Below are 24,158 nucleotides of genomic sequence, written 5' to 3'. Positions count from 1 at the left end.
TCTACCGGCACCCCGGTGCCCGGCTGGGGTGCGGCGCAGCATTTGCCGCCGTGGGCGCAACTCGTAAACTGGCGGTCCCGGTCACGCCTGCATCCCGATGTGCGGCCAGATGCCGCCCTGTTGGAAAGATCGCCGATGTCCGTCCTGTTCGATGAAAATGATCTGTATCGCTGGCTCGACGAGCGCACGATCCACAAGGCGGCCGGCTACCTGGACAGGGTGTATGACCTGCGCATGGAACGGGACCTCCTGCATGCCAAGGTAGAGGGCACTGCCACCCAGCCTTATCGGGTAACCATCAACCTCAAGGCCAGCCTTCGTAGCCCGCACAGTCGCCTTCACGGCCGCTGCAGCTGCCCGGTAGGTGACAACTGCAAGCATGTGGCCGCGGTCATGATGTGTGCCCTGCACGGGCCGGATGAGGATAGCGAAGACGAGGAAATCGAGGCGACGTTACCGCAGCACGCGCAACCGGTTCGCGCAGAGCTGCTCACCCGTCTGTCCGAATGGCATGCTCAGCACGCTGCACGCACGGGGTCGGCTGCGGCAAAGCAGAACCCGAAAAGCGTTGCGTTCGTACTTTCCGTATTCCAGTTCCGCCTCGGCATCCATGCGTACAGGATGCGGCGGACGGCCGACGGCGCGCTGGAGCGGGAGAAGCTGCTCGAGATTACCCCGGAGCTGGTCATCGATCCCCCCGGATATGTTTCGCAACAGGACATCGCCGTGCTGGGGCAGCTGTGGTTGCGCCAGCAGCGCAAGGGCGGTCGGCGTGTAGCCGTGCAGCCGTTGCTGGACATGATCCTGGCCTCCGGCCATGGCTGGGTACAACACCCGGATAACCGGCAATTGCTGCCCCTGCGCGCGGGCCCCGCTCGCGCAGGTCACCTGGAATGGAACGCGGCCGACAGCCCGCTGGGCGTATGCTCCCGGCCGGTGCTGGAGGTGGACGGGAACGCCGACGGGGCGGTAGAAGGCCAGTGCGCCTGTTATCTGGACGAGAGAACCGGCGAGACGGGCCCGCTGCAGCTGGCGGTGGCCAGCCCCGACGCCGACGCTTTCCTTGGGCTGCCGCCGCTGCTGCCCGACGAGCATTCGCTTACCGCGCAGATGCTCCAGCAGCTGGATCCTGCTCTGCCCCTGCCGCCGGCCACCGCCGATGCGATGCCGATCGCCCAGGTGGATGGCATGGTCCCGCACCTGATGCTGCATACCGAAGAGCAACAGCAGACGTGGGGCGCGCGAAGAGGTGAGATGCAGCGGCTGGAGTTCGCAACGGTTTCCTTCGCCTACGGCGACCACTTCAAGCATCTCGATGATCCTTCGCGCTTCGTGCGCGGCGTGGACGGAACGATCGAGCTGCTGCCACGCGATACGACCGAAGAGGCCAGGCGCGAAAGCGAGTTGCGCAGCAGTGGACTCCACCGCCATCCGCAGTCGCCAGCGCTGCTCAGCGGGGCCGGTCCACACTTCCACCTGCGCTCCTACGACTGGGGCAGCTTCATGCTGCGCGAGCTGCCCCGGCTGCAGGAACTGGGGTGGGTGGTCACCGTCCCGGAGGATTTCCGGCACCGCATCACCGTGGTGGACAGCGTGCTCTGGGACGTGCAGCCCGATGACTCAGGCGCTGGCTGGCTGGACGTAGCGCTGGACATCGAAATCGATGGCCAGACGGTGCCGCTGGCCCCGATGCTGGCGCAGCTGCTGCAGACCGATCCGCGCTGGACGCGGGGCGCGCTGGATGCCATCGACGACGAGGAGCGCATCCTGATCGCCTCCCCCACGACGGGTGCGCTGTCATTCCAGGCGGGGCGGCTGAAGCCCGTCGTGACCCTGCTCGGCGACCTGTTTGGCAACGGCGCCGGGCCCCTGCGTGTTTCCACACGCGACAGGGGACGCCTGCAGGCCCTGCAACAGTCCGGAAGCCTGCAGCTGCGCGGCGCCACCGATACCGGCGCGATGGTCCAACGGCTGTTGCAGGAACCCACGCCACAACCGGTTGCGGCGCCCGTCGGGCTGGCTGCCGCCTTGCGTCCTTATCAGCAGGAAGGGCTGGCGTGGCTGCAGTACCTGCGCCAACAGGAGCTGGGCGGCATCCTGGCCGATGACATGGGCCTGGGCAAGACGCTGCAGACCCTGGCGCACGTGTTGCTGGAAAAGGAAGGGGGGCGGCTGGACCGGCCCGCGCTGGTGGTCATGCCGACATCCCTGCTGTTCAACTGGCAGGAGGAGGCCGCGCGTTTCGCACCCGGTCTGCGCGTGCTGGTCCTGCATGGCCCTGCCCGAGAGGCGCTGTTCGAACAGATTCCCGCCCACGACCTGGTGCTGACCACCTATCCGCTGGTGTGGCGGGATGAGGCCGCGCTGCAGGCGCATGCCTATCACCTGTTGATCCTCGATGAAGCCCAGCAGGTGAAGAACGCCAAGGCACGCGCGGCGATCACCCTGCGCACGCTGCAGAGCCGGCACCGGCTGTGCCTGACCGGCACCCCACTGGAAAACCACCTGGGCGAGCTGTGGACGCATATCGACTTTGTCCTGCCGGGCCTGCTTGGCAGCGAGAAAACCTTCAACCTGCATTGGCGCCATCCGATCGAGCGCAGCGGTGACGGCCAACGCGCGCAGCTGCTGGCGCAGCGGGTGCGGCCATTCATCCTGCGTCGGCGCAAGGACCAGGTAGCCACCGAGCTGCCACCCAAGACCGTGATCACCCGCCACGTGTCATTGGAGGGGGGCCAGCGCGACCTGTACGAGACAGTGCGATCGGCGATGCAGGAGAAGGTGCGCGAGGCCGTCGCCGGCCATGGCTTGGCCAAGAGCCACATCGTGGTGCTCGATGCGCTGCTGAAGCTGCGCCAGGTCTGTTGCGATCCGCGCCTGCTGCCCGGCGACGCCACGCCGCGCACGCAGGGTTCGGCCAAGCTTGACCTGCTGTTGACGCTGTTGCCGGAGATGGTGGAGGAAGGACGCCGCATCCTGGTGTTCTCCCAGTTCACGCGCATGCTGGAGCTGATCGCGCAGGCGCTGGACAAGAGCGGACTGGCGTTCGTCACCCTGACCGGCGACACCCGTGACCGGGCCACCCCGGTACGCCGGTTCATGCAGGGAGAAGTGCCGATCTTCCTGATCAGTCTGAAGGCGGGCGGTGTCGGGCTGAATCTGACAGCCGCCGATACCGTGATTCATTTCGACCCGTGGTGGAATCCGGCGGCCGAAAACCAGGCCAGCGACCGGGCGCACCGGATCGGACAGGACAAGCCGGTCTTCGTGTACCGCCTGATCGCTGCCGGCAGCATCGAGGAGCGGATCAGCGAACTTCAGCAGCGCAAGGCGGCACTGGCCGATTCGATCCTGGAAAATGGCGGCGCGGCAGGGGCTGGGTTCAGCGAGGAGGACCTGCAGGCGCTGCTGGAGCCGCTTCCGGGGGCGCCGGCGAAGAAGGCCAAGGCACCAGGGAAACGCGGGTGAAGTTGACCAACTTCAAATCAAGGTGTGAGCTCCCCGATTACCCGCTTGAGCCCTTCCTGCCAATCCGGCAGCAGGATGTCGAAATCCTGCTGCAGTTTGCTGTTGTCCAGCACTGACCATGACGGTCGCTTGGCCGACGTCGGGTATTCCGAGCTGGCAATCGCTTCCACGCTCGGCACCTTGGGCAGTACGCCACGCGCAAGGGCTTCTGCGAAAATCGCCTCGGCAAACCCATGCCAGCTGGTCTGGCCGGAAGCTGTGAGATGCCACGTGCCGGACAGGCCACCCGCATGCTGCAGTGCCTGCGCGGTGACGTCAGCAATCAACGCTGCGGGTGTCGGCGTACCAATCTGGTCGGCCACGACACGCAGCGCAGGACGCTCGGTCCCCATACGCAGCATGGTCCTCAGGAAATTGTTGCCGTGTGCGGCATACACCCACGCCGTGCGGAAGATCAGGTGGCGACCGCCGGCCGCACGCACGCGGTCTTCGCCATCACGCTTGCTTGTGCCATATACACCCAGCGGGGCCGTTGGCTGGTCTTCGCGATAGGGTGCGGTGCCTTCACCATCGAACACATAATCGGTGGAGTAATGCACGAACGGCACACCGGCCCGCGCGCACCAGCGCGCGATCACGCCGGGTGCCTCGGCGTTGGCACGGAAGGCAGCTTCAGCGTCCTGTTCCGCCTTGTCCACCGCCGTGTAGGCGGCGGCGTTGACGACGATATCGGGGCGCACGCGGCCCAACAGCGCAACCAGTGAATCGGGCTGATTGAAGTCCGCAACCTCACAGGTGCTACCGTCGGTCAACGTGCCGCTGCGCGTGGTGGCCACAACCGTGCCCAAGGAAGACAGCGCACGCAGCAGCTCTCGGCCGAGCTGGCCGTTGCCGCCGAACACGAGGATCGTCATGCGGCGAAAACCGGCAGCCGGTCTACCGCGATATCGGCAAGGAAGGGCGCGGATTCATCCTTGGCCGACAGCTGCGGGACGCTGATCGGCCAATCCACTGCGATGTCGGCGTCATTCCAGCGAACGCTGGCGTCAGCGTCGGCTACATACACCTCGGTGCACAGGTAATGGAAAAGCGCGCGCTCCGACAGCACGGCGAAGCCATGGGCAAACCCCTCTGGTATCCAGAACTGCCGCTTGTTCTCGGCGCTCAATACCACCGCCTCCCAGTGGCCAAAGGTGGGCGATCCACGTCGGATATCCACGGCGACGTCGTAGACCTCGCCCTCCAGAACGCTCACCAGTTTTCCCTGTGGACGCGGCCACTGGTAATGCAGGCCGCGCAACACGCCACGCGACGACGATGAGATATTGCTCTGCACGAAGTCCATCGGAAGGCCTTGTGCAGAGAAACGTTCGCGATTCCAGCCTTCGAAGAAGAATCCGCGTGCATCCCCATGAACGCGTGGCTCGAGGACCACACAGCCCGCCAGGCGGGTCTCGATGACTTTCATGGAACCGAACCCCTGAGTGCGAGCTGGTGCAGGTATTGGCCGTAGGCATTCTTGATCAGTGGCGCGGCCAGGGCTTCGAGCTGGGCCACATCTATCCACCCATTGCCCAGTGCGATCTCTTCCGGGCAGCACACCTGCAGGCCCTGGCGGGTCTGGATGGTCTCGATGAAATTGGACGCTTCAAGCAGCGACTGGTGGGTGCCGGTGTCCAGCCACGCATAACCGCGGCCCAGCGGCTCCAGGTGCAATGCACCCTCGTCCAGGTAGCGCTGGTTGAGGTCGGTGATCTCCAGTTCGCCACGCGCGGAGGGCTTCAACTCAGCCGCATATTGGCTGGCCTTGCCGTCGTAGAAATACAGACCGGTCACCGCATAGTTCGAGCGCGGCGTGGCCGGTTTTTCCACCAGCCCGATCACCCTGCCGTCCTTGTCGAACTCAGCCACGCCGTAGCGTTCCGGATCGTTGACCCAGTAGCCGAACACGGTCGCGCCGTTCGCGCGCGCGTCAGCACGCTTGAGCACTTCCGTCAGGCCATGGCCATGGAATACGTTGTCGCCGAGCACCAGGCAGCTTGGTCTGCCGTCCAGAAATTCGCGGCCGATCAGAAACGCCTGGGCCAGGCCATCCGGGCTCGGTTGGGCGGCGTACTGGATGTCCATGCCCCATTGCGAACCGTCGCCCAGCAGCTGCTGGAACAGCGCCTGCTCATGCGGGGTATTGATGATCAGGACTTCACGGATGCCCGCCAGCATCAGCACGCTGAGCGGGTAATAGATCATCGGCTTGTCGTACACCGGCAGCAACTGCTTGCCGACGCCCTTGGTGATCGGATACAGCCGGGTGCCGGAGCCCCCGGCCAGGATGATGCCTTTACGCTGCGTCTGCGTCATGGGTACGTGGTCCTTTGTGGGCTCAGGCGGTGGCGCCGATGCGCTGCAGGCGGTAACTGCCATCCAGCACGCCGTTTACCCATTCCTGATTGTCCAGGTACCAGTCGACGGTGAAGCCGATGCCCTGCTCGAAGGTATAGGCCGGCTCCCAGCCCAGTTCGTCCTTCAGTTTGGACGCATCGATCGCGTAGCGACGGTCATGGCCCGGGCGGTCGGCGACATGGGTGATCTGGCTGCTGCGCGGCTGGCCGTCTTCGCGCGGGCGACGCGCATCCAGCAATGCGCAGATCGCCTGCACCACTTCGATATTCTGCTTTTCCGAATTGCCGCCGACATTATAGGTTTCGCCGATGCGGCCCTTGGCCAGCACGGTGCGGATCGCTTCGCAGTGATCGGACACGAACAGCCAGTCACGCACCTGCTTGCCATCGCCGTATACCGGCAACGGCTCGCCGGCCAGCGCCTTGGCGATCACCAGCGGAATGAGTTTCTCCGGGAAGTGGTACGGCCCGTAGTTGTTCGAGCAGTTGGTGGTGAGCACCGGCAGCCCGTAGGTGTGGTGGAACGCGCGCACCAGGTGGTCCGAGGCCGCTTTGGAGGCCGCGTACGGCGAGTTCGGCGCGTACGGCGTGGTCTCGCTGAACTTGCCGGTTTCACCGAGGGTGCCATACACCTCATCGGTGGACACGTGCAGGAAGCGGAACGCCGCGCCCTTGTCTGCCGGCAATGCTTTCCAGTAGTCGCGCACCGCTTCCAGCAGACCGAGCGTACCGACCACGTTGGTCTGGATGAAGGCACCCGGGCCGTCGATGGAACGGTCGACGTGGCTTTCGGCGGCGAAGTTAAGGACCGCGTCCGGCTGATGCTCATCCAGCAGCCGCTGGACCAGCGCACTGTCAGCTATGTCACCTTCCACGAACACATGGCCGCGATGGCCTTCCAGGCTGCTCAAGGTCTTGAGGTTGCCGGCATAGGTGAGGGCATCGAGATTGACGACCTTCACTCCGCGGGTCACGGCGTCGAGGACGAAATTTCCGCCAATGAAGCCGGCGCCGCCGGTGACAAGCCAAGTGGACACTACCTAGTTCTCCTGATCTGTGCACTGACTGTGCGTTGAGCCGTAGCGTGTTCAGCGAAACAGCATACAACGCGCACCGCCACGCTCTGGGCATGGACCGTGAATGGAGGCCCTGCACCGATGTCGCACTGCAGCAATGAACTGACCGCACCATACGCATTCGCATGGTCGCCAATCGCCAGTTAGAATCGGGGTCCCACCCCCGAACCGGTTGCTGCTGCCAGGACCGGACGACCCCCGATAGTGAAGGACCCGTACCAGATGAAAATCCTCGTCGCGTACAAGCGCGTGGTGGACTACAACGTCCGCATTCAGGTCAAGCCGGACGGCTCCGGCGTGGTGACCGACGGCGTCAAGCTGTCGCCGAACCCCTTTGATGAAATCGCCCTGGAAGAAGCCCTTCGCCTGCGCGACAAAGGCATCGCCAGCGAAGTCATCGTCGCCACCATTGCCCCGGCCGACGCCCAGGCGCACCTGCGCAACGGCTTGGCCATGGGCGCCAACCGCGCCATCCACATCGTGACCGACCAGGCCATCCAGCCGCTCACTGCCGCGCGTGCCCTGCTCAAGCTGATCGAGAAGGAACAGCCGGAGCTGGTCATCCTGGGCAAGCAGGCCATCGATGACGACGCCAGCCAGACCGGCCAGATGCTGGCCACGATCTGGGGCCGCCCGCAGGCGACCTTCGCCAGCAAGCTGGAAATTTCCGGAGAAGCGGGCGCCGACCGCAAGGCCACGGTGACCCGTGAAGTCGATGCCGGCCTGGAAACGCTGGAAGTGGACCTGCCGGCCGTGGTCACCACCGACCTGCGCCTGAACGAGCCGCGCTTCATCAAGCTGCCCGACATCATGAAGGCCAAGGCCAAGCCGCTGGAAACCCTGCAGCTGGCGGATCTGGGCGTTGATGCCGTGGATACCCTGAAGACCACCACCTATGCCGCACCGGGCAAACGCAGCAAGGGCGTGATGGTCAAGGATGCCGCCGAACTGGTAGCCGCACTCAAGCAGAAGGGGTTGCTGTAATGAGCACGATTCTCGTCATCGCCGAGCACCACGACGGCAAGCTCAACGCCGCCACCGCCAAGACCGTCAGCGCGGCTTCCGCGATCAGCGGTGCCGAAGTGCACGTACTGGTGCTGGCTGCCGACCCCGCCGCCGTTGCGGCTGAGGCGGCAAAGATCAGCGGTGTCAGCAAGGTGCTGACCGTGGCCAACGCCGCCAACGCGAACCCGATCGCGCAGGTGCTGGCGCCGCAGATCGCCAAGGCCGCCGCCGGTTACAGCCACGTGTTCGGCCCGTCCACCACCTTCGGCAAGGACCTGATGCCCTGCGTGGCCGCCCTGCTGGGCGTCGCCCAGGTGTCCGACCTGATGACCGTGGAAGGCAGCCATACCTTCAAGCGCCCGATCTACGCCGGCAACGCGATCATCACCGTCGAGGCCCCGGCCGACCAGATCGTGGTTGCCACCGTGCGCAGTGCGTCGTGGCCGGAAGCCGCCCAAGGCGGCAGCGCCAGCGTGGAAGCGCTGAGCGTGGAGGCCACCCTGCCGACCCACACCCGCTTCGTCGGCCTGGCCGCCGCCAGCAGCGACCGCCCCGACCTGCAGAGCGCCAAGCGGGTGGTCTCCGGTGGCCGCGGCGTCGGTTCTGAAGAGAACTTCAAGGTGATCTACCAGCTGGCCGACAAGCTGGGCGCCGCCGTCGGTGCCTCGCGCGCTGCGGTGGACGCCGGTTACGTGCCCAATGAGCTGCAGGTCGGCCAGACCGGCAAGATCATCGCGCCGGAGCTCTATGTAGCGATCGGCATCAGTGGTGCCATCCAGCACCTGACCGGTATCAAGGATGCGGGAACCATCGTCGCGATCAACAAGGATCCGGATTCGCCGATCTTTGAAATTGCCGATATCGGCCTGGTGGGGGATCTGTTCACCCTGCTCCCGGAGTTGGAAGCCGCACTGGGCTGAGCGATGCATCCAGACGCTGGATAATCAATGGGTTATCCAGCGTCATTCGTCGCGGGACACGTTTCGCAAGGATACGGCCTGTATCACCCGTCCTTGCGGAAGCTATCGTTATAATCAGGGGTCAACTCCGTGAGGACTGCATTGATGACCCTTCCGTGCTTCAAAGCCTATGACATCCGTGGTCGCGTTCCGGATGAACTGGACGCGGCTCTCGCCCGCCGCATCGGTGCCGGCACGGCCGCCCTGCTGGGCCCGGGTCCCGTTGTCGTCGGTCATGACATCCGACTCAGCAGCCCGGAGCTCCACGCTGCGGCGATCGAAGGGCTTACCGCCAGCGGCCGCGACGTGGTCGACATCGGGCTGTGCGGGACCGAGGAAGTCTATTTCCAGACATTCCATCGCAAGGCAGCCGGCGGCATCATGGTCACCGCCAGCCATAACCCGATGGACTACAACGGCATGAAGCTGGTCCGCGAGGACGCCAAACCGATCAGCGGTGATACCGGGCTGTTCACCATCCGCGACTTCGCCGCCTCCGATGCGCCGCTGGGCACCGGCCAGGGCCGCGTCACCCGGGATGCTGACAAGTCCGCCTACATCAAGCACCTGCTCGGTTATGTCGACGTCGGCCAGCTCAAGCCACTGAAGATCGTCACCAATGCCGGCAATGGCGGCGCGGGCATCGTCATCGACGAGCTGGCCCCGCACCTGCCTTTCGAATTCATCAGCATCCAGCACCAGCCTGATGGCAGCTTCCCCAACGGCATCCCGAATCCGCTGCTGCAGGAAAACCGTGCCGCTACGCGTGACGCGGTGCGGGAGCACGGCGCCGACTTTGGCATCGCCTGGGACGGCGACTTCGACCGCTGCTTCTTCTTCGACGCCGAAGGCAGCTTCATCGAAGGCTACTACCTGGTCGGCCTGCTGGCTTCCACATTGATCGCACGCAGCCCCGGCGGCAAGGTCATCCATGATCCACGCCTGACCTGGAACACCGTGGAGATGGCCGAACAGGCCGGCGGAGTCCCGATCATGAGCAAAACCGGCCATGCCTTCATCAAGGAGCGCATGCGCGCGGAAGACGCGATTTACGGCGGCGAGATGAGCGCACACCATTATTTCCGCGAATTCTCCTATTGCGATTCAGGCATGATTCCCTGGCTTTTGATCGCCGGCCTGGTCTCCAGCACCGGCAAGACGCTGGGCGAACTGGTCGCCGACCGCATGCAGGCATTCCCCTGCAGCGGAGAGATCAACTTCCGCGTCGATGATGCCAAGGCCACGGTCGCACGGGTAATGGCGCACTACGAGAGCCAGCAACCGGCCATCGACAAAACCGACGGCATCAGCGCCGAGTTCGCCGAATGGCGCTTCAACCTGCGCAGCTCCAATACCGAGCCGCTGCTGCGGCTGAACGTTGAAACCCGTGGTGACGCCGCGCTGCTGCAGTCCCGTACCGATGAACTGACCGCCCTGATCGGCGGCAGTCCAGCCAATCACTGATTCAGGAAGAAACAACATGCTGCCCATTGTTCCCGTGATCCTTTCCGGCGGTTCCGGCACCCGCCTCTGGCCGCTTTCGCGCGAGGCATATCCGAAGCAGTTCCTCCCCTTGGTCGGTGATGACACCATGCTGCAGGCGACGTGGAAGCGTGTTGCCTCCATTGCCGGGAAGCCGCCGATCGTTGTGGCCAACCAGGAACACCGCTTCATGGCAGCCGAGCAGCTGCGTGAGTGCGATGCCTCGCCGCAGGCGCTGATCCTGGAGCCGATCGGGCGAAATACGGCTCCGGCAATCGCCATCGCTGCGCTGCAGGCACTATCCGCTGGCGATGATGCGCTGCTGCTGGTACTTCCGTCGGACCACGTTGTCCGCAACGAGCCCGCGTTCCACGCGGCGGTGCAGCAGGCCGCCGTCGCGGCGGATGCAGGCAAACTGGTCACGTTCGGCATCGTGCCGACCGCGCCGGAAACGGGATATGGCTACATCAAAGCGGTGAGCGGTGACGGCGTCCGCGCGGTCGAGCGCTTCGTGGAGAAGCCCGACCTGCAGACTGCGGAGCAGTACGTCGCCTCGGGCGAGTACTACTGGAACAGCGGCATGTTCCTGTTCAAGGCCTCCCGCTACCTGGCCGAACTGGAAGCACTGCAGCCGGCGATCCTCGCTGCCTGCCGTGCGGCGTTGGACAAAGCCAGCCGGGACAGCGATTTCGTCCGCCTGGATGCCGATGCCTTCGCCGCCAGCCCGAACGATTCGATTGACTACGCTGTCATGGAAAAAACCGCCGACGCCGCCGTCGTGCCGCTTGATGCGGGTTGGAACGACGTAGGCTCGTGGTCCGCGCTGTGGGACGTTTCCGACAAGGATGCGGATGGCAATGCCTACCACGGCGACGTCATCGCGTTGGACTGCAAGGACAGCTACGCCTACGGCAGCCGCCTGATCACCATGGTCGGACTGCGGGATGTGGTCGTCGTCGAAACCGACGACGCCGTGTTCGTCGGCCACAAGGATCGCGTTCAGGACGTCAAGGAGATCGTCGGACAGATCAAACGGGATGGTCGAAGCGAGGCGGCGGCGCATCGCAAGGTCTATCGTCCGTGGGGCGCGTATGACTCCATCGATAACGGCGCGCGGTTCCAGGTCAAGCGCATCACGGTCAAGCCGGGCGCGACACTGAGCCTGCAGATGCATCATCATCGCGCAGAGCACTGGATCGTGGTCAGCGGCACCGCCGAGGTGACCCGTGGTGACGAAGTCATCCTGCTGAGCGAGAACCAGAGCACCTACATCCCGCTGGGCGTGACGCACCGGCTGAAGAATCCGGGCAGGCTGCCTCTGGAGCTGATCGAAGTGCAGTCCGGGAGTTACCTGGGCGAGGACGATATCGTGCGGTTCGAGGACAGCTACGGCCGCGCTTGATTCGACTGGAACGGTGATGCTGAAAGGGCCGGGTAGCGATACCCGGCCCTTTCTTTCTTGCCCGTCAGGCAATCAACACATCCGCTCAGTTGTCACCGAAAAGATCGCGCGTGTAAACCTTGTCCGCGACATCGACGAGCGCATCCGCCATCCGGTTGCTGATGATCACGTCCGACTGCGCCTTGAAATCAGCCAGATCGTTCACAACCCGGGAATTGAAGAATTCGTCGGCATCGAGGGCGGGCTCGTGCACGATCACCTCGATGCCCTTTGCCTTGATCCGCTTCATGATTCCCTGGATGCTCGAAGACCTGAAGTTGTCCGACCCGGCCTTCATGATCAGTCGATAGACGCCAACAACCTTCGGATTGCGGGCGAGGATATCCGCAGCGATGAAGTCCTTTCGAGTCGTGTTGGACTCGACAATGGCGCGGATCAGGTTCTGCGGTACGGCCTGGTAGTTGGCCAGCAGCTGCTTGGTATCCTTCGGCAAGCAATACCCGCCATAGCCGAATGAGGGATTGTTGTACCCTCCCCCGATCCGCGGGTCCAGCGAAATACCTTCGATTATCTGTCGACTATCCAGTCCATGGGTCTGGGCATAGGTATCCAGCTCATTGAAGTAGGAAACGCGCATCGCCAGGTAGGTGTTGGCAAACAACTTGATCGCTTCTGCTTCGGTCGAATCCGTGAAAAGTACCGCGACATCCTTCTTTTCAGCACCTTCCTGCAACAGCGATGCGAACGTCTTCGCCGCTTCGGTGTGGTCACCCACGATGATCCGGGAAGGATGGAGATTGTCGTGCAGCGCACGGCCCTCGCGCAGGAACTCCGGCGAGAAGATGATGTTGCGTGTCCCGAACTGCTCGCGTGCCTTGGAGGTGAAGCCCACCGGAATCGTCGACTTGACGATCATCGTCGCAGCCGGATTGATCTCCAAGACCTGCGCGATGACCGACTCGATCGAACGCGTATTGAAGTAGTTCGTGACCGGGTCATAATCGGTCGGCGTCGCGATGATCACGAAGTCAGCCCCTTCGTACGCGTCGCGCGGATCCAGCGTGGCGCGGAAGTTGAGTTGGCCGCCGGCAAGCGCCTTCTCGATATCCGCATCCACGATGGGCGACTGCCCCCGATTGAGCTTTTCGACCTTTTCTGCGATCAGGTCGAGGGCAACCACTTCGTGGTGCGTGGCGAGCAGCACACCGTTCGAAAGCCCAACATAACCGGTACCCGCGATTGCAATTTTCATCGTGCCTCGATTCAAATCATGATGTAGTAATAGCTCGTGCGGGGTCGGGCCGCGCGCGTAGGAGGCTGCTGCCGCACCTTCCCGAACTCATTGCCTGAGCGAACAGCGCACCGGGGTGCGTCCGCGGCGTCAGTGAACCGCAACGGAGCGCTCACTGCCACCCACTGGAACGGTGGTAGGGACAAGACCATGATCGTGCAACCACGCTCGGCCTTCGAGCACGGCACTGATCCCGATCTGCTGCCCAGCGGCGGCCTCCGGTATCAGGAACGATACCTCACGGACCTCCTGGGGCGCGAGAATCCCGGAACCGGCAAGGTCGACACGCGTAGACCATGCCCCCGGATCCAGAGGAGCGCCGTCGCCGGAAAGTTGCCAGGACAGCCGTAGCGGTTGCGGAAGCCCATCCTGAGTATTCAATGCCATCGCGGTATTGTTGATTACCCGAACCGATACGAGGTAACCGCCCGCAGGACTCTTGCTCATGGAAGCAACCTGAATGGACACACCGGCAGCATTGGCCAGGTCGAGTACCTCGCTGGCGTGTACCTTGCAGGACAGCGGATCGAGTACCACGATGTTCTCCAATGCACCCACCGCCGCCTTGTCCGCCGCCGCTACTCCCCCATTGCCGGTGGCAGCGGTAATACGATACAGGGCCTGGACGCAGGGCGCGACATTATCGCGCGCATGGTATCCCGGCGCGATGTTGCCCGAATAGCCATTCAGAGTGGGCCTGCCGAGATCCTGTGCCAGGATGACACCGTCCAGCTCGGAGACAGCCGGGTTGACCCCCGGTCCCGCCGGATTGAACAGGATGGCGTGGTCCGGCATCGCAGAGGGAAGCCGGCCGCGGAGCGCTTCGATGCGTTCGATGGCCTGGGCCCTGCCGAACTTGTCGGTGCGCAGCGTTGCGGCTTCCACCACCATCATCAGCGCGAACATCGCAGCGACGATCTTCCATGCCAGTGCGCCGGTACGAACGGACTCGACCCCCAGTGCCACCAGCAACGACAGCGGCAGCACCAGCACAAGGCCTATGCGGGCCATTGCACGGATGGAGCCGATTCCCGGCAGCTCAGCCAGGAACAGATACAGCGAATGGCCGCCGACTGCCATCGTCAGTAGCATCAGTATCACGACAGATGAAACGGCGACCCAGCGCACGCGCGACCCGGAACGCAGCAAGCCAAGCGCCGCCAATCCCAGGATGCCCACACCAAAGAATATCTGCTGCTCGTGGCGCATCGGAACGTCATGCCCGATCCAACTGCTTGGCACATGCCAGAGCGCGGAGTAGTCCGCCAGCAGGTAGCTCTGCGGTCTTGGCAGCAGCGACAACACTTCCTCCACGCCACGGCCGAATCCATACAACTTCGAGTAATGAAGGTAGGGATACATCAGCGCGATCATCGCTGCAGCCGCGGCCAAGAGGGTGATCCCCACCAGAAGCAGTTCGCGACGGACGGATGCCTGCCTCCATTGCAACAGCTGAGCCATCCAGCGACGCGGCCCCACGCCCTCGATCGCCCATTGGGCCAGGCACCATGCCACCAGCAGCAGCAGGGTGAAATATCCCAGATAGATCGACGCGTAGAACTGGGCGACCACCGCAACGGCCAGCCCGGCAATCCAGCGCCAGCGTCCGTCCACTGAAAAACGCTGCCACAACAGCAGCGCAACGGGCATCAGGAAACGATAGGTCAACTGAGCATGACCGTGCCGGGCAAGTACCGGCATGGCAAAGGTGAAGGCAAACGCCGCGACCGCACTGGCCAGGGGGGAGAACCGCAGCCGGCGGAAAACAACATGGCAGACCACGTAGTTCGCGACGAAGCCTGTCAGGTACCAGAGGTCGAACGCCTGGTACCGGTCCCAACCCAGCGCCCTGTATGCAGAGTAGATCCACGCTGTTCCCCAATGGTTGTCGGAGAAAGTGAGCGCCCCCGGGACCGGGTAGAAGAACGAAGGACTGAGCAGGCTGGTGTCCAGCCCGATCAACCAGCGATAGAAGTGCTCGAGCACCACGCCGTTGAATCGAGCGTCTGCCATGTCGCCCGGCACGCAGGACAGCTGGCACGTATGCGCCCATGGAACCAGGATGAATCCCACGGCGAACAACAACAGGGGGGCCAACCAACGCGAAGCGACGGTGGAGTGCGGGCGTGCGCCTGCAGGAGGATCGGAGATCGACATTCTTTTCGGTCCGGCTACTCAATGGCACCGATAGTCTGACGACATTCGGCTGTTCCTGAACGGATCGGTCAGGGCGTCGGTGTATTGACCCATAAGCAGGCGATGCGTAGGCAGGAGATTCTGACGATAGAAACGGCTGAAACCAGCCAGACGCTTGCCACGCGGGGTGAGCTTCACGCAGCCAGACTGTATCTCGATGGTCCCGGACTGCAACTGTTCGGTGAGACGGACCTCGACCAGGTGATGCTCCCGCACATACTCTTCGGTGAATACCTGCCGAAACGCATCTTCGCGAATACCTCCCCCCCGCTGGTCAAGCTTCTCCAGGATGTAGAAAGAGAGCGATCGATCGATCACGGTGGGAATGGATATCGCGAAAAGATAACCGCCCAGCAGCCAGATCGCCGCCAACTGGATCAGTTCGAGTCGGCTGAAATCGCGAAACCATTTCAGCAGGTACAGGCCGGCAAAGACCACCACAAGCGCAACAATGGCATCCAGGATGCTGGCGTACAGCACCACACTTACCCGCAGGTAACGCATGTGTACGTAGTAAATCAGCAGCAATGCAACGACGAAGATCGCAGTCGCAAGAAATGCGCGCAGGTACTTGTTCATTTGAACACCAGGAATTTGTTGGCGAGGAAGCTCAGCACCATCTGCATGCCGGTGGCCAGCAGGAAGCCGATCCGGTAGTCCATGCCCAGATGATCGGCCCAGACATACATGACAGTGGCGTGCAGCAGTGCAATAAGCACATAGACCATGATGAAGTGCGCCCCCTGCTTCACGACGCTCGACTGCTGGCCCCGGAAGACGAAGTAACGGCTGCCAATGAACGAAACCGTGATGCCGAACACCGCCGCGATGGCGTTGGCCACACTCGCCAACTGGATGTTCAGCACTTCGATGTTGAACTGCAGCACGCCATAGTGGACGACTGTCGCAACAACTCCGTTGATCAGATACCGCACCACCTGCCCGCCCAGGACACCGTCAACGGCGGCGGGCATGACGCACCTCCTCCACGAACTCATGGTAGCTGCCTGTGCCCAGCACGCCGCCGCTGCGCAACATGCCTGACAGCAGCAGGATGATCAGAGTCAGTGCGGCTGTCTGCAGGAACACAAGCAACAGGATTCCGAACGCGAGCGAGAACCAGCCCGGGGTTGCAAAGCCCAATGCCTTCAGCAGCATCGCGATTACCCCGCCGGCGACCGAAAGCCCCGCCACCAGGGTGCACGCAATCCCCACCCGTACCAGGACGTCTTCGGCGAACACCATCAGGGCGCGGAAACCGTGCAGCGCAAGCCCCACGAAGTTCATCTTGCTACGACCGGCATAGCGGGAACCGCGGTCAAGCGCACAGGTCTGGATGCGCAGCTTGGAACTCAGCACTGAAGCCGCGACATGAGTCCAGGTCTCCTGCATGGAGGCCAGGCGACGGACCGCCGGCATTTTCGCCGCCATGAAATTGCCGAAGCTGATATGTCGACCACTGAGCAGCGAGAACAGCCATTTGTAGACGATATAGAACGCCTTGAACTTGAGCGACTCCACGCGACTTCTGCGCGTTGCCACGACGACGTCGACATCATCGGACGCAAGCCCCTGGACCAGTTGGGAAATGCTTTCCGGTGTGTCCTCACCATCAGAATCCATGGCGACCACGATGACATCTTCACCGAATGTCTCGGCGACATAGCTGAGGCCGATGGCAATCGCGCGCTGATGCCCGACATTGCGACGCAGGCGTACTACAACACCCTCCAAGCCCGCCGCCTCGATCGCCGATACATCCAAGGGGCGTCGAACGGAACCGTCATCGACGGCCACGACATAGGTATCCAACCCTTGGCTGGCCGCCAGATTCCGGAACAGGATGGAAGATGCTTCCACATCTTCATACACCGGCATCACCACGACGGTCCGCATCATCTTCACGCTCACCCCTGCAAACGATGGCGGAAGTAAGCGATGGTTTCCTTGAGGCCGTCCTCGAGGCCAACCTTCGGCTCCCAGTCGAAGGTCGCCTTGGCCAGGCTGATGTCCGGCTGGCGCTGCTTCGGATCGTCGGAGGGCAGCGGACGATACTCGATCTTGGAGGTTCCGCCGACCAGCCGCAACACGGTTTCCGCAAGCTCAAGCATGGTGAACTCGCCCGGATTGCCAATATTCACGGGGCCAGTGAAGTCGGCCGGGCTATCCATCAACCGTAGCATGCCTTCGACAAGGTCATCGACATAGCAGAAGCTGCGGGTCTGCGTACCATCACCGTAGATGGTAATGGGCTCGCCCTTCAGCGCCTGCACGATGAAGTTGCTCACTACCCTGCCGTCATTCGGATGCATCCGCGGACCGTACGTATTGAAGATACGCATGACCTTGATCTCCAGCTGATGCTGGCGCCAGTAGTCGAAGAACAATGTCTCGGCACAGCGCTTGCCCTCGTCGTAACAGCTGCGGATGCCGACCGGATTCACGCGTCCCCAGTAACCTTCGACCTGCGGGTGGATTTCAGGGTCACCGTAGACCTCGCTGGTACTGGCCTGAAGGATGCGTGCGCCCACCCGCTTGGCGAGACCCAGCATGTTGATCGCACCATGCACGCTCGTCTTGGTCGTCTGCACCGGATCGTGCTGGTAATGCACAGGGGATGCCGGACAAGCCAGGTTGAAGATCCGGTCCACCTCGACATACAGCGGGAAGGTCACATCATGCCGCATGAGCTCGAATCGCGGATGCTTCAGCAGGCCGTCGACGTTGGCCTTGCTGCCCGTGTAGAAGTTATCCACGCAGAGCACGTCATGCCCGCCCTCGACCAGGCGATCACAGAGATGAGATCCCAGGAAACCGGCTCCGCCGGTCACCAGTACGCGTTTTTGATCCTGAGCCATGTCTGATGCATTCCTTGGAATAGGTGATGGCGGCCCGACGCAGTGCATAGCCGCAGCGACGCCGCCCAGTCAATTGGAGTGATTGTAAACCAGGTATCTGTTTCTAAAGGGCGTGCAGCGCCTTACCCGGCAGCTTCTGCGGCCGCCAGCATCCATTCCAATGTCTGCTCGAGAGGGGGTGTTTCCCAGTCGCCAATCAGGCGCAGCAGACGCTGGTTGTCCCCGACCAGGATTTTTACTTCGTTTGCACGCACGAAAGCCGGGTTGATGCGCACCTCCAGCGAATGCCCGCTCAGCTCCGCGCACAGTTCGATGATGTGCGCCAGCGTATGGCCGTTTCCAGTACAGATATTTACAATCTGCCCGACCGAATCAGGCGACTGCAGGAGTTGCCGATATGCCCGGACCACCGCTCGCACGTCACCGAAATCGCGAGATACCTCGATGTTGCCAAGCTCCATCACCGGCGCCCGGCGGGCGAAATGCGAGACGATCTTGGGTACCAGGAACTGTTCCCCTTGGCCCACACCGGTGTAGTTGAACGGCCGGGTGATGACAACAGGCAACCTGTCCCGCCACAGTCCCGCGACATGCTCCATGGCCAGCTTGCTGACAGCATAGTCATTTGCAGGCGAGGGCGGCGTGCTCTCGTCAAGCGTTCCTGCAGAACGGTTGCCGTAGATGTTCGCGCTGCTGGCCAGCAGGATCTTCTCTACCGGATGCTCACATCGTTCCAACGCAGACAACAGGTTCCGCGTACCCAAAAGATTGACGTTGTAGAAATCTTCCGCGTTGCCGTGCGCGACAAAGGCGACGGCGGCAAGATGCACCACCATGTCAGCGCGCGCGGCGCTGACGGCAGCCGCCAACGCAGCCTCGTCCCTGAGATCGGCCTCGACGAACTCACCCAGGTCATCCGGACCACGTCGTGACCCCTGACCAATGACCTGACAGCCTTGCGCGCGCAGCTCGGCAACCATGTAGCGCCCGGTGAAACCGGACGCTCCAGTGACCATGACACGCTTGCCTTGCAGGTCAGAACGAGAATCCACGCTCGTTCCTCTTGAGATCGGCCTCAACCATCATCTGGCAAAGCTGTTCAAGCGTCGTCTGCGGCTTCCAGCCGAGAATCCGCTCGGCCTTTTCCGGATTGCCGATCAGCAGATCGACTTCGGCGGGGCGGTGGAACTTCGGGTTGATCCGCATGACGGTCTTGCCGGTCGACGTGTCCACCGCGACTTCGTCGATGTCCTGTCCCTTGAACTCCACCTCGATGCCTGCACCCTTGAAGGCCATGTGGACGAAATCGCGCACGGTTTCGGTCCGATTGGTTGCGAGGACAAACGTGTCAGGTTCATCGGCCTGCAGCATGCGCCACATGCCCTCGACGTATTCCTTGGCGAAACCCCAGTCGCGCTTTGCGTCCAGATTTCCCAGCTCCAGAACGTCCAGCTGTCCCAGCTTGATCTTGGCCACGGAATCGGTAATTTTGCGCGTGACGAATTCACGGCCGCGCAGCGGACTCTCATGATTGAAGAGGATACCGCTCGAACCGAAGATATCGTAGCTCTCACGATAGTTGACCGTGATCCAGTGGGCGTAGAGCTTTGCTACACCGTACGGACTCCGGGGATAGAAGGGAGTCTCTTCGATCTGCGGAACGGCCTGCACCTTGCCAAACATCTCCGACGTCGACGCCTGATAGAAGCGGATCTTCGGATTGACGAGGCGGATCGCCTCAAGCAGATTGAGCGCGCCAACCCCCGTGATCTGGGCAGTGGTGCTCGGCTGGTCAAAACTGACGCCGACGAAACTCTGCGCGGCCAGGTTATAGATCTCGTCCGGCTGGATCCTCTGCACCATTGCCAGCGACGTACCCAGATCGGTCAGGTCGTACTCGACCAGCTCAAGATTGGGGTGGTTGGTAACACCCACTTCGTCAAGCCGCCAGAAATTGACCGAACTCGTACGCCGATAGGTCCCGTAGACTTTATAGCCCTTCTCCAGCAACAACTGGGTCAGGTAAGCACCGTCCTGACCGGTAACGCCCGTGATGATTGCCTTCCTGATGCTCATTGCCACTTCACTCGGTTAGTTAAGAAAATCGTGCGTCCCGCACTGTCCTCGTGGCGATCCACGTTGACCCCTCTCCCCCGGGTCAGACAGACAAATGATCATACCGCATCTGTCCCACCCGGATCTGGGCCGGCTCGCTGTTGCCCGCGGGTGCGGAATTTTGCGCTGAACCGCCTGCCGATGCCCCTGCATCAGTAGTCCCACCCGCCGTTAAGCAGCAGCTGCATGAATCTGGATGCCGATTCGCGCCACGTCAGTCCAAGGTCGACAGGGGCTGCAGGCGGAATCGGTGAGCCGAGCAGCCTTGCCAGTGACTCAGGCCCCTCCAGCGTGAAGTACGCCGCGTGCTCTCTGGCCACCTCGCGGAACACCGGGATATCACTGAGCAACAGGGGAAGGCCGTGCCTGGCTGCCTCGACGATCGGCAAGCCAAAGCCTTCAGCGGACGATGCCTGCAGCAACGCCACGGCGGAGGCGTAGGCATGCTCAAGGTCGGCATCGCTCACTGCCTCAAGCCAGAGCAGGCGCTTTCCCGCCTCGGGATGGTCGCGCAACCTGGATGCCAGGCCCTCCACGTTCCAGCCCTTCTTGCCGATGATCACCAGCATCAGGCTGGATCCGCGCTTCCAGGCCAGCTCAAAAGCATCAAGGGCAAGCCCATGGCCCTTTCGTGGTTCGACCGTACCCACCATCAGGACGGCCGGTTTCGCAAATGCATTGCGGACAGAGCGTGCAGGCTCGCCTGCAGCCCCCCGCTCGACCAGATCGCTGCCCAGATGGACATGCCCGATACGCTGGCCGACGCGCTGTTGGGGCGCGACTTCCTGGATCCAGGCCTGCAGGTCATCGGCCACGGCGCGGGAGATGCAGACGATCACGTCGCAGTTGCGTACGACGTAGCGCAACCACTCCTCGAACACCGCCGGCATGAAATCCACGCAGTGCTGCGGATGGCGCAACGGAATGAGGTCATAGACCATCGCTCCCACACGCCCCCCTGCACGATGCGCATTCGCAATCGAAGCGTCAAAACGCTCGGTCTTGTCCCAAGCCGAGTCAAGCAGAAACAGTACGTCTCCTGCCCGCATGTCTGACACCGGGCTGCGGCCTGCGTCGGGTACGCCGAGCACGTCACGGGTGAATGATTCGGCTGACACCATCATCCCGTCCGCCGCATGCGCTACGGGATGCACCATGAGCCGGGTGGGCTGCTCGCCAAGCAGGCATTCGCGAGCCAGATTGCGCACTACGCGGTGCACGCCGGTTCCATAGTCGGAATGGACCACTTCACTAAGATCCAGGAACAGGCGCGGGGTCCCTTGCGCCTGCAACGCACTGGCCACCGACGTCTCAAGTGCATGGTATTCACGGTCTGTTGGAGAGACCTCTTCGAACACGTCCGCCAGACAACTGGCCAACAGGCTGCCGCTTCGTATCTTCACCGTCTGTCCCGACGACCAGAGCGCATCCACATACGTCCTGGCGGTCAGATCCGGGTCATGGTGACGGCGGATTTCCCCACGGGCGCCTGTCCCCAACGATCTGCAGGCCGCTTCACTTGAAAGCAGCAAGGACAGTGCCTCGGCAAGCTCATCGATGTCGGGCTGGGCTGAGACTTTGCGTACCGCCAGCGGGGAGAGCTCCCGGAATCCAGCGTAGTCGTTGACGATGGTGGGAACGCCATACGCCATACAGTCATACACAGCTTTGGAGGTCTCACCACGACTCTCCGCCCTGAGCTGGACGGCGACATCGGCCGCGACCAGATAGCGTCGATAGGTCTCTTCGGCGACGAATCCGGAGATCTCCACGCGGACTTCCTTACCCAGCTGCTGGATCCTGCGCTGGATCCGCTCGCCGTACTCGCCACCGTCGGCCCCACCGACGAATATCAGGCGCACATCGGACCGGCGATCGGTGGGCAGGCTGGCGACCGCATCAAGCAACACATGATTCAGCTTGGTATCGGCCATGAACCCGAAGCTGACGATCACCTGCTCGGCAGGCGCGATTCCAAGCTCCGTTCGCGCGAGGGACTTTCCTTCCTGGCCAACGTCTTCCGGGAGGCGCAACGGCATCGGCGCGCGGGTGATCATCGCCCGCGAGGCGCCAGGATAGAACGAATCCACCACCTCGGCCGAATGTGAGGAGTGGACGAGAATGCCAGCGGCGCCCTCGATCACCCCGAGCGATGCGGGGAACTGCAGCCGTGCCTCGAGCGGCCCCTCCGCTCTCAGTACCTCCAGGGCGGATCTGCCGTGCGACGTCAGCAGTGCCTTCCTGAAAGCGTCGGGATAGCCGCCATGGCTTTCCATGTACCAGAACATGGAGCTGAGATACACATCGTGGAGGACAACCAGCCCGGGATATTTCCGCAGCAGCTCCACCATGTGCATGTGGAAAGGTGAATTTCCGAACTGATAGACGATATGCGCGTAACGGCCCGCACTGCGATCAAGATCTCGCCAGTGATGGATTCCATAGCGGAAACGGAGGTCCCCGGTCTCGGCAATATCCGCATCGGTATACAGATCAATATCGACGTAGCGCGACAGCGGAGCCAGCAGCTCGGCAACGTAGTCCGCGATACCACTCTTCTGCGGCGGCAGCGGCGTGACCATGGCGATACGCTGGCGGACTCCCTGCCCCATGCGCGGCCCCCGCAGCGCCTTCGCCTTGCGCTCCATTGCCTCGCGCCAGGCTTGCTCGCACAGCGACGCTGAACGATCCCACGTGTACTCCGCTGCCCTCCTGATGCCGAACTCACGCAGCTCCCCGCGGTACTGCTGGTCGTTCAGTGCGCGACCGAGAAGGCGTGCCGCCCCCTCGGGATCGGACGCATCGAATGTTGCGTCCTTGCGCGCCATCACTTCACCCAGGCTCGAGTTATCGGCACATATGGTCGGCGCGCCACACGCCATGGCCTCAAGCACAGGCAGGCCGAACCCTTCATACAGCGACGGGAAGAAGAACGTCTCGCAGGACCTGAACAGGCCGACCAGATCGGCATCACTGACTTTTCCCGTGATGACCAGATCATTCGCGGACAGGCCCGCATGTTGCGCAAAGGCACGCAGCGCCTGCTCGTCGCCGACTTGATTCAGAACCAACTGCACGCCGACGCGCTCGGCTGGCGGAATTCTCGCGAACGAATCAACGGCACCGACCAGGTTCTTGCGGAAATCGCCGTTGCCCGTGTAGATCACGAAGCGGTCACGGATTCCAAACCGCCTCAGCAGGCTCTCACGCTCTACGGTCTCCAGCGCCCTGGCGGTGAACTCGCTGCCAACACCAGCATGGATCACCGCAAGCCGTTCGGCAGGGATGCCCAGCAAACGCATCGCATCCCGACGCGTGGCCTCGGAAATGCAAAGCATGACATCGAAACGCTGCAGGGCCTGGAGACGGGCTTGGTACCACGAGCGGTAACTCGCGTTGTCGAGGTACTGCTCTGAAAAGACCAGCGGGATGAAGTCGTACAGCGTCACCGAGCTGATCGCGCCCGGCACCTGGGCCAGCCCCGCCACCCCGCCAGCATGTTCCACGAAACCCTCGAACAGGCTGTTTGCATGCACGATGTCCGGCGCGAGACCGGCATAGTGGTTCATGCAGAGCACCTCCGCGGCAGGCCGGAGACAGTCGGCCGGATGGCCATGCGGCTGCGTCGGCCCGGCGTAGTAGTAGCGCGACCATTTGTCCCGCGGCAACCGTCCTTCCAGGGCAGACATCACTTCGTTCGCTTCGCGTGGATACGTGCCGTCGAGACCGATGGAGTAATCGGCACCTTGAGCACCAGACAACAGCGCGCCGGTGAGATCGAGCGTGTAACGCCCGATACCGCGATGGCGGGATGCCGTCTGGCACGCCTGCAAATCCAATGCTATCCGCATGATGTACATCCTAGTTGATTGGTGCCGGACACCTGCTGTCACCGCTGGCGCGCGAC

At 62.6% G+C, this 24,158-nt stretch carries 18 protein-coding genes; 5 read left to right on the top strand and 13 right to left on the bottom strand.

The genetic code is table 11. From position 1 onward, the window contains the following. Positions 1-135 precede the first annotated feature (135 nt). Complete coding sequence (locus tag ABE522_RS10300; protein WP_346591610.1) at positions 136-3,468, top strand: DEAD/DEAH box helicase; 3,333 nt, start codon at positions 136-138, stop codon at positions 3,466-3,468. Positions 3,469-3,485: 17 nt separating this feature from the next. Here ABE522_RS10300 and rfbD read toward each other — a convergent pair whose 3' ends face one another. Genes rfbD through rfbB form a run of 4 tightly spaced genes read right to left on the bottom strand, consistent with a single transcriptional unit; the run spans position 3,486 to position 6,904 of the window. Continuing rightward, positions 3,486-4,382, bottom strand: coding sequence for a dTDP-4-dehydrorhamnose reductase (gene rfbD / locus ABE522_RS10295; RefSeq protein WP_346591609.1), 897 nt, complete (start codon positions 4,380-4,382; stop codon positions 3,486-3,488). Further along, entirely contained in the window at positions 4,379-4,936 is a 558-nt protein-coding gene (gene rfbC / locus ABE522_RS10290) for a dTDP-4-dehydrorhamnose 3,5-epimerase (protein ID WP_346591608.1), read from the bottom strand. Before rfbC ends, rfbD begins: the two co-directional genes overlap by 4 nt. After that, positions 4,933-5,826 carry a glucose-1-phosphate thymidylyltransferase RfbA gene (gene rfbA, locus ABE522_RS10285; RefSeq protein ID WP_346591607.1) on the bottom strand — a complete coding sequence of 298 codons (894 nt, stop codon included), beginning with the start codon at positions 5,824-5,826 and terminating at the stop codon, positions 4,933-4,935. Before rfbA ends, rfbC begins: the two co-directional genes overlap by 4 nt. A gap of 22 nt (positions 5,827-5,848) precedes the next feature. Then, positions 5,849-6,904 (bottom strand): dTDP-glucose 4,6-dehydratase, encoded by a 1,056-nt coding sequence (gene rfbB / locus ABE522_RS10280; RefSeq protein WP_346591606.1) that lies wholly within the window; start codon positions 6,902-6,904, stop codon positions 5,849-5,851. Between the two features lie 261 nt (positions 6,905-7,165). Between rfbB and ABE522_RS10275 the strand changes: the two genes are divergently transcribed. The 4 genes from ABE522_RS10275 to ABE522_RS10260 all read left to right on the top strand — a co-directional run bounded on the left by ABE522_RS10275 (position 7,166) and on the right by ABE522_RS10260 (position 11,791). Further along, positions 7,166-7,927: an electron transfer flavoprotein subunit beta/FixA family protein gene (locus ABE522_RS10275; RefSeq protein WP_101100276.1), complete on the top strand. Its 762-nt coding sequence runs from the start codon at positions 7,166-7,168 to the stop codon at positions 7,925-7,927. Then, positions 7,927-8,868, top strand: coding sequence for an electron transfer flavoprotein subunit alpha/FixB family protein (locus ABE522_RS10270; RefSeq protein ID WP_346591605.1), 942 nt, complete (start codon positions 7,927-7,929; stop codon positions 8,866-8,868). The genes ABE522_RS10275 and ABE522_RS10270 overlap by 1 nt, the downstream gene beginning before the upstream one ends. A 144-nt stretch (positions 8,869-9,012) precedes the next feature. Continuing rightward, positions 9,013-10,371: a phosphohexomutase domain-containing protein gene (locus tag ABE522_RS10265; RefSeq protein ID WP_346591604.1), complete on the top strand. Its 1,359-nt coding sequence runs from the start codon at positions 9,013-9,015 to the stop codon at positions 10,369-10,371. Between the two features lie 16 nt (positions 10,372-10,387). After that, positions 10,388-11,791, top strand: a complete 1,404-nt coding sequence (locus ABE522_RS10260; RefSeq protein WP_346591603.1) for a mannose-1-phosphate guanylyltransferase/mannose-6-phosphate isomerase — start codon at positions 10,388-10,390, stop codon at positions 11,789-11,791. An 85-nt stretch (positions 11,792-11,876) separates the two neighbouring features. On the opposite strand, the gene ABE522_RS10255 is transcribed toward ABE522_RS10260, so the two are convergent. The 9 genes from ABE522_RS10255 to ABE522_RS10215 form a co-directional block, all read right to left on the bottom strand. Continuing rightward, positions 11,877-13,043: a nucleotide sugar dehydrogenase gene (locus ABE522_RS10255; protein ID WP_346591602.1), complete on the bottom strand. Its 1,167-nt coding sequence runs from the start codon at positions 13,041-13,043 to the stop codon at positions 11,877-11,879. 129 nt (positions 13,044-13,172) lie between these two features. Then, a complete protein-coding gene (locus ABE522_RS10250; RefSeq protein WP_346591601.1) occupies positions 13,173-15,239 on the bottom strand; it encodes a DUF6311 domain-containing protein in 2,067 nt (688 codons plus the stop codon). Between the two features lie 18 nt (positions 15,240-15,257). Beyond that, positions 15,258-15,857 carry a hypothetical protein gene (locus tag ABE522_RS10245; RefSeq protein WP_346591600.1) on the bottom strand — a complete coding sequence of 200 codons (600 nt, stop codon included), beginning with the start codon at positions 15,855-15,857 and terminating at the stop codon, positions 15,258-15,260. Further along, positions 15,854-16,252, bottom strand: a complete 399-nt coding sequence (locus ABE522_RS10240; RefSeq protein WP_225212072.1) for a GtrA family protein — start codon at positions 16,250-16,252, stop codon at positions 15,854-15,856. The genes ABE522_RS10245 and ABE522_RS10240 overlap by 4 nt, the downstream gene beginning before the upstream one ends. Further along, the gene (locus ABE522_RS10235) at positions 16,236-17,174 is read right to left on the bottom strand and encodes a glycosyltransferase (RefSeq protein WP_346591626.1); all 939 of its coding nucleotides are present in this window, start codon (positions 17,172-17,174) and stop codon (positions 16,236-16,238) included. The genes ABE522_RS10240 and ABE522_RS10235 overlap by 17 nt, the downstream gene beginning before the upstream one ends. Before the next feature lie 11 nt (positions 17,175-17,185). Next, on the bottom strand, positions 17,186-18,136 hold the full coding sequence (locus ABE522_RS10230) for a UDP-glucuronic acid decarboxylase family protein (RefSeq protein WP_346591599.1): 951 nt from the start codon (positions 18,134-18,136) through the stop codon (positions 17,186-17,188). A 122-nt stretch (positions 18,137-18,258) separates the two neighbouring features. Continuing rightward, entirely contained in the window at positions 18,259-19,188 is a 930-nt protein-coding gene (locus tag ABE522_RS10225; RefSeq protein ID WP_346591598.1) for an NAD-dependent epimerase/dehydratase family protein, read from the bottom strand. Continuing rightward, positions 19,172-20,212, bottom strand: coding sequence for a GDP-mannose 4,6-dehydratase (gmd, locus tag ABE522_RS10220; protein WP_346591597.1), 1,041 nt, complete (start codon positions 20,210-20,212; stop codon positions 19,172-19,174). Before gmd ends, ABE522_RS10225 begins: the two co-directional genes overlap by 17 nt. A 191-nt stretch (positions 20,213-20,403) precedes the next feature. After that, positions 20,404-24,102 carry a glycosyltransferase gene (locus ABE522_RS10215; protein ID WP_346591596.1) on the bottom strand — a complete coding sequence of 1,233 codons (3,699 nt, stop codon included), beginning with the start codon at positions 24,100-24,102 and terminating at the stop codon, positions 20,404-20,406. Positions 24,103-24,158: the final 56 nt, after the last annotated feature.

Origin of the sequence: Stenotrophomonas lacuserhaii, assembly GCF_039674585.1 — a bacterium.
In the GTDB taxonomy this organism is placed as follows: Bacteria; Pseudomonadota; Gammaproteobacteria; order Xanthomonadales; family Xanthomonadaceae; genus Stenotrophomonas; species Stenotrophomonas pennii_A.
This window is presented reverse-complemented; position numbering and strand designations above follow the sequence as displayed.

What these genes read in the sequence shown, in the direction of transcription:
- ABE522_RS10270 (WP_346591605.1), top strand. Translation starts at nt 7,927, where the DNA reads ATGAGCACGATTCTCGTCATCGCCGAGCACCACGACGGCAAGCTCAAC.
- rfbA (WP_346591607.1), bottom strand. Translation starts at nt 5,826, where the DNA reads ATGACGCAGACGCAGCGTAAAGGCATCATCCTGGCCGGGGGCTCCGGC.
- ABE522_RS10215 (WP_346591596.1), bottom strand. Translation starts at nt 24,102, where the DNA reads ATGCGGATAGCATTGGATTTGCAGGCGTGCCAGACGGCATCCCGCCAT.
- ABE522_RS10265 (WP_346591604.1), top strand. Translation starts at nt 9,013, where the DNA reads ATGACCCTTCCGTGCTTCAAAGCCTATGACATCCGTGGTCGCGTTCCG.
- ABE522_RS10235 (WP_346591626.1), bottom strand. Translation starts at nt 17,174, where the DNA reads ATGCGGACCGTCGTGGTGATGCCGGTGTATGAAGATGTGGAAGCATCT.
- ABE522_RS10275 (WP_101100276.1), top strand. Translation starts at nt 7,166, where the DNA reads ATGAAAATCCTCGTCGCGTACAAGCGCGTGGTGGACTACAACGTCCGC.
- ABE522_RS10240 (WP_225212072.1), bottom strand. Translation starts at nt 16,252, where the DNA reads ATGCCCGCCGCCGTTGACGGTGTCCTGGGCGGGCAGGTGGTGCGGTAT.
- ABE522_RS10255 (WP_346591602.1), bottom strand. Translation starts at nt 13,043, where the DNA reads ATGAAAATTGCAATCGCGGGTACCGGTTATGTTGGGCTTTCGAACGGT.
- ABE522_RS10300 (WP_346591610.1), top strand. Translation starts at nt 136, where the DNA reads ATGTCCGTCCTGTTCGATGAAAATGATCTGTATCGCTGGCTCGACGAG.
- rfbD (WP_346591609.1), bottom strand. Translation starts at nt 4,382, where the DNA reads ATGACGATCCTCGTGTTCGGCGGCAACGGCCAGCTCGGCCGAGAGCTG.
- ABE522_RS10250 (WP_346591601.1), bottom strand. Translation starts at nt 15,239, where the DNA reads ATGTCGATCTCCGATCCTCCTGCAGGCGCACGCCCGCACTCCACCGTC.
- rfbC (WP_346591608.1), bottom strand. Translation starts at nt 4,936, where the DNA reads ATGAAAGTCATCGAGACCCGCCTGGCGGGCTGTGTGGTCCTCGAGCCA.
- ABE522_RS10260 (WP_346591603.1), top strand. Translation starts at nt 10,388, where the DNA reads ATGCTGCCCATTGTTCCCGTGATCCTTTCCGGCGGTTCCGGCACCCGC.
- ABE522_RS10230 (WP_346591599.1), bottom strand. Translation starts at nt 18,136, where the DNA reads ATGGCTCAGGATCAAAAACGCGTACTGGTGACCGGCGGAGCCGGTTTC.
- gmd (WP_346591597.1), bottom strand. Translation starts at nt 20,212, where the DNA reads ATGAGCATCAGGAAGGCAATCATCACGGGCGTTACCGGTCAGGACGGT.
- ABE522_RS10245 (WP_346591600.1), bottom strand. Translation starts at nt 15,857, where the DNA reads ATGAACAAGTACCTGCGCGCATTTCTTGCGACTGCGATCTTCGTCGTT.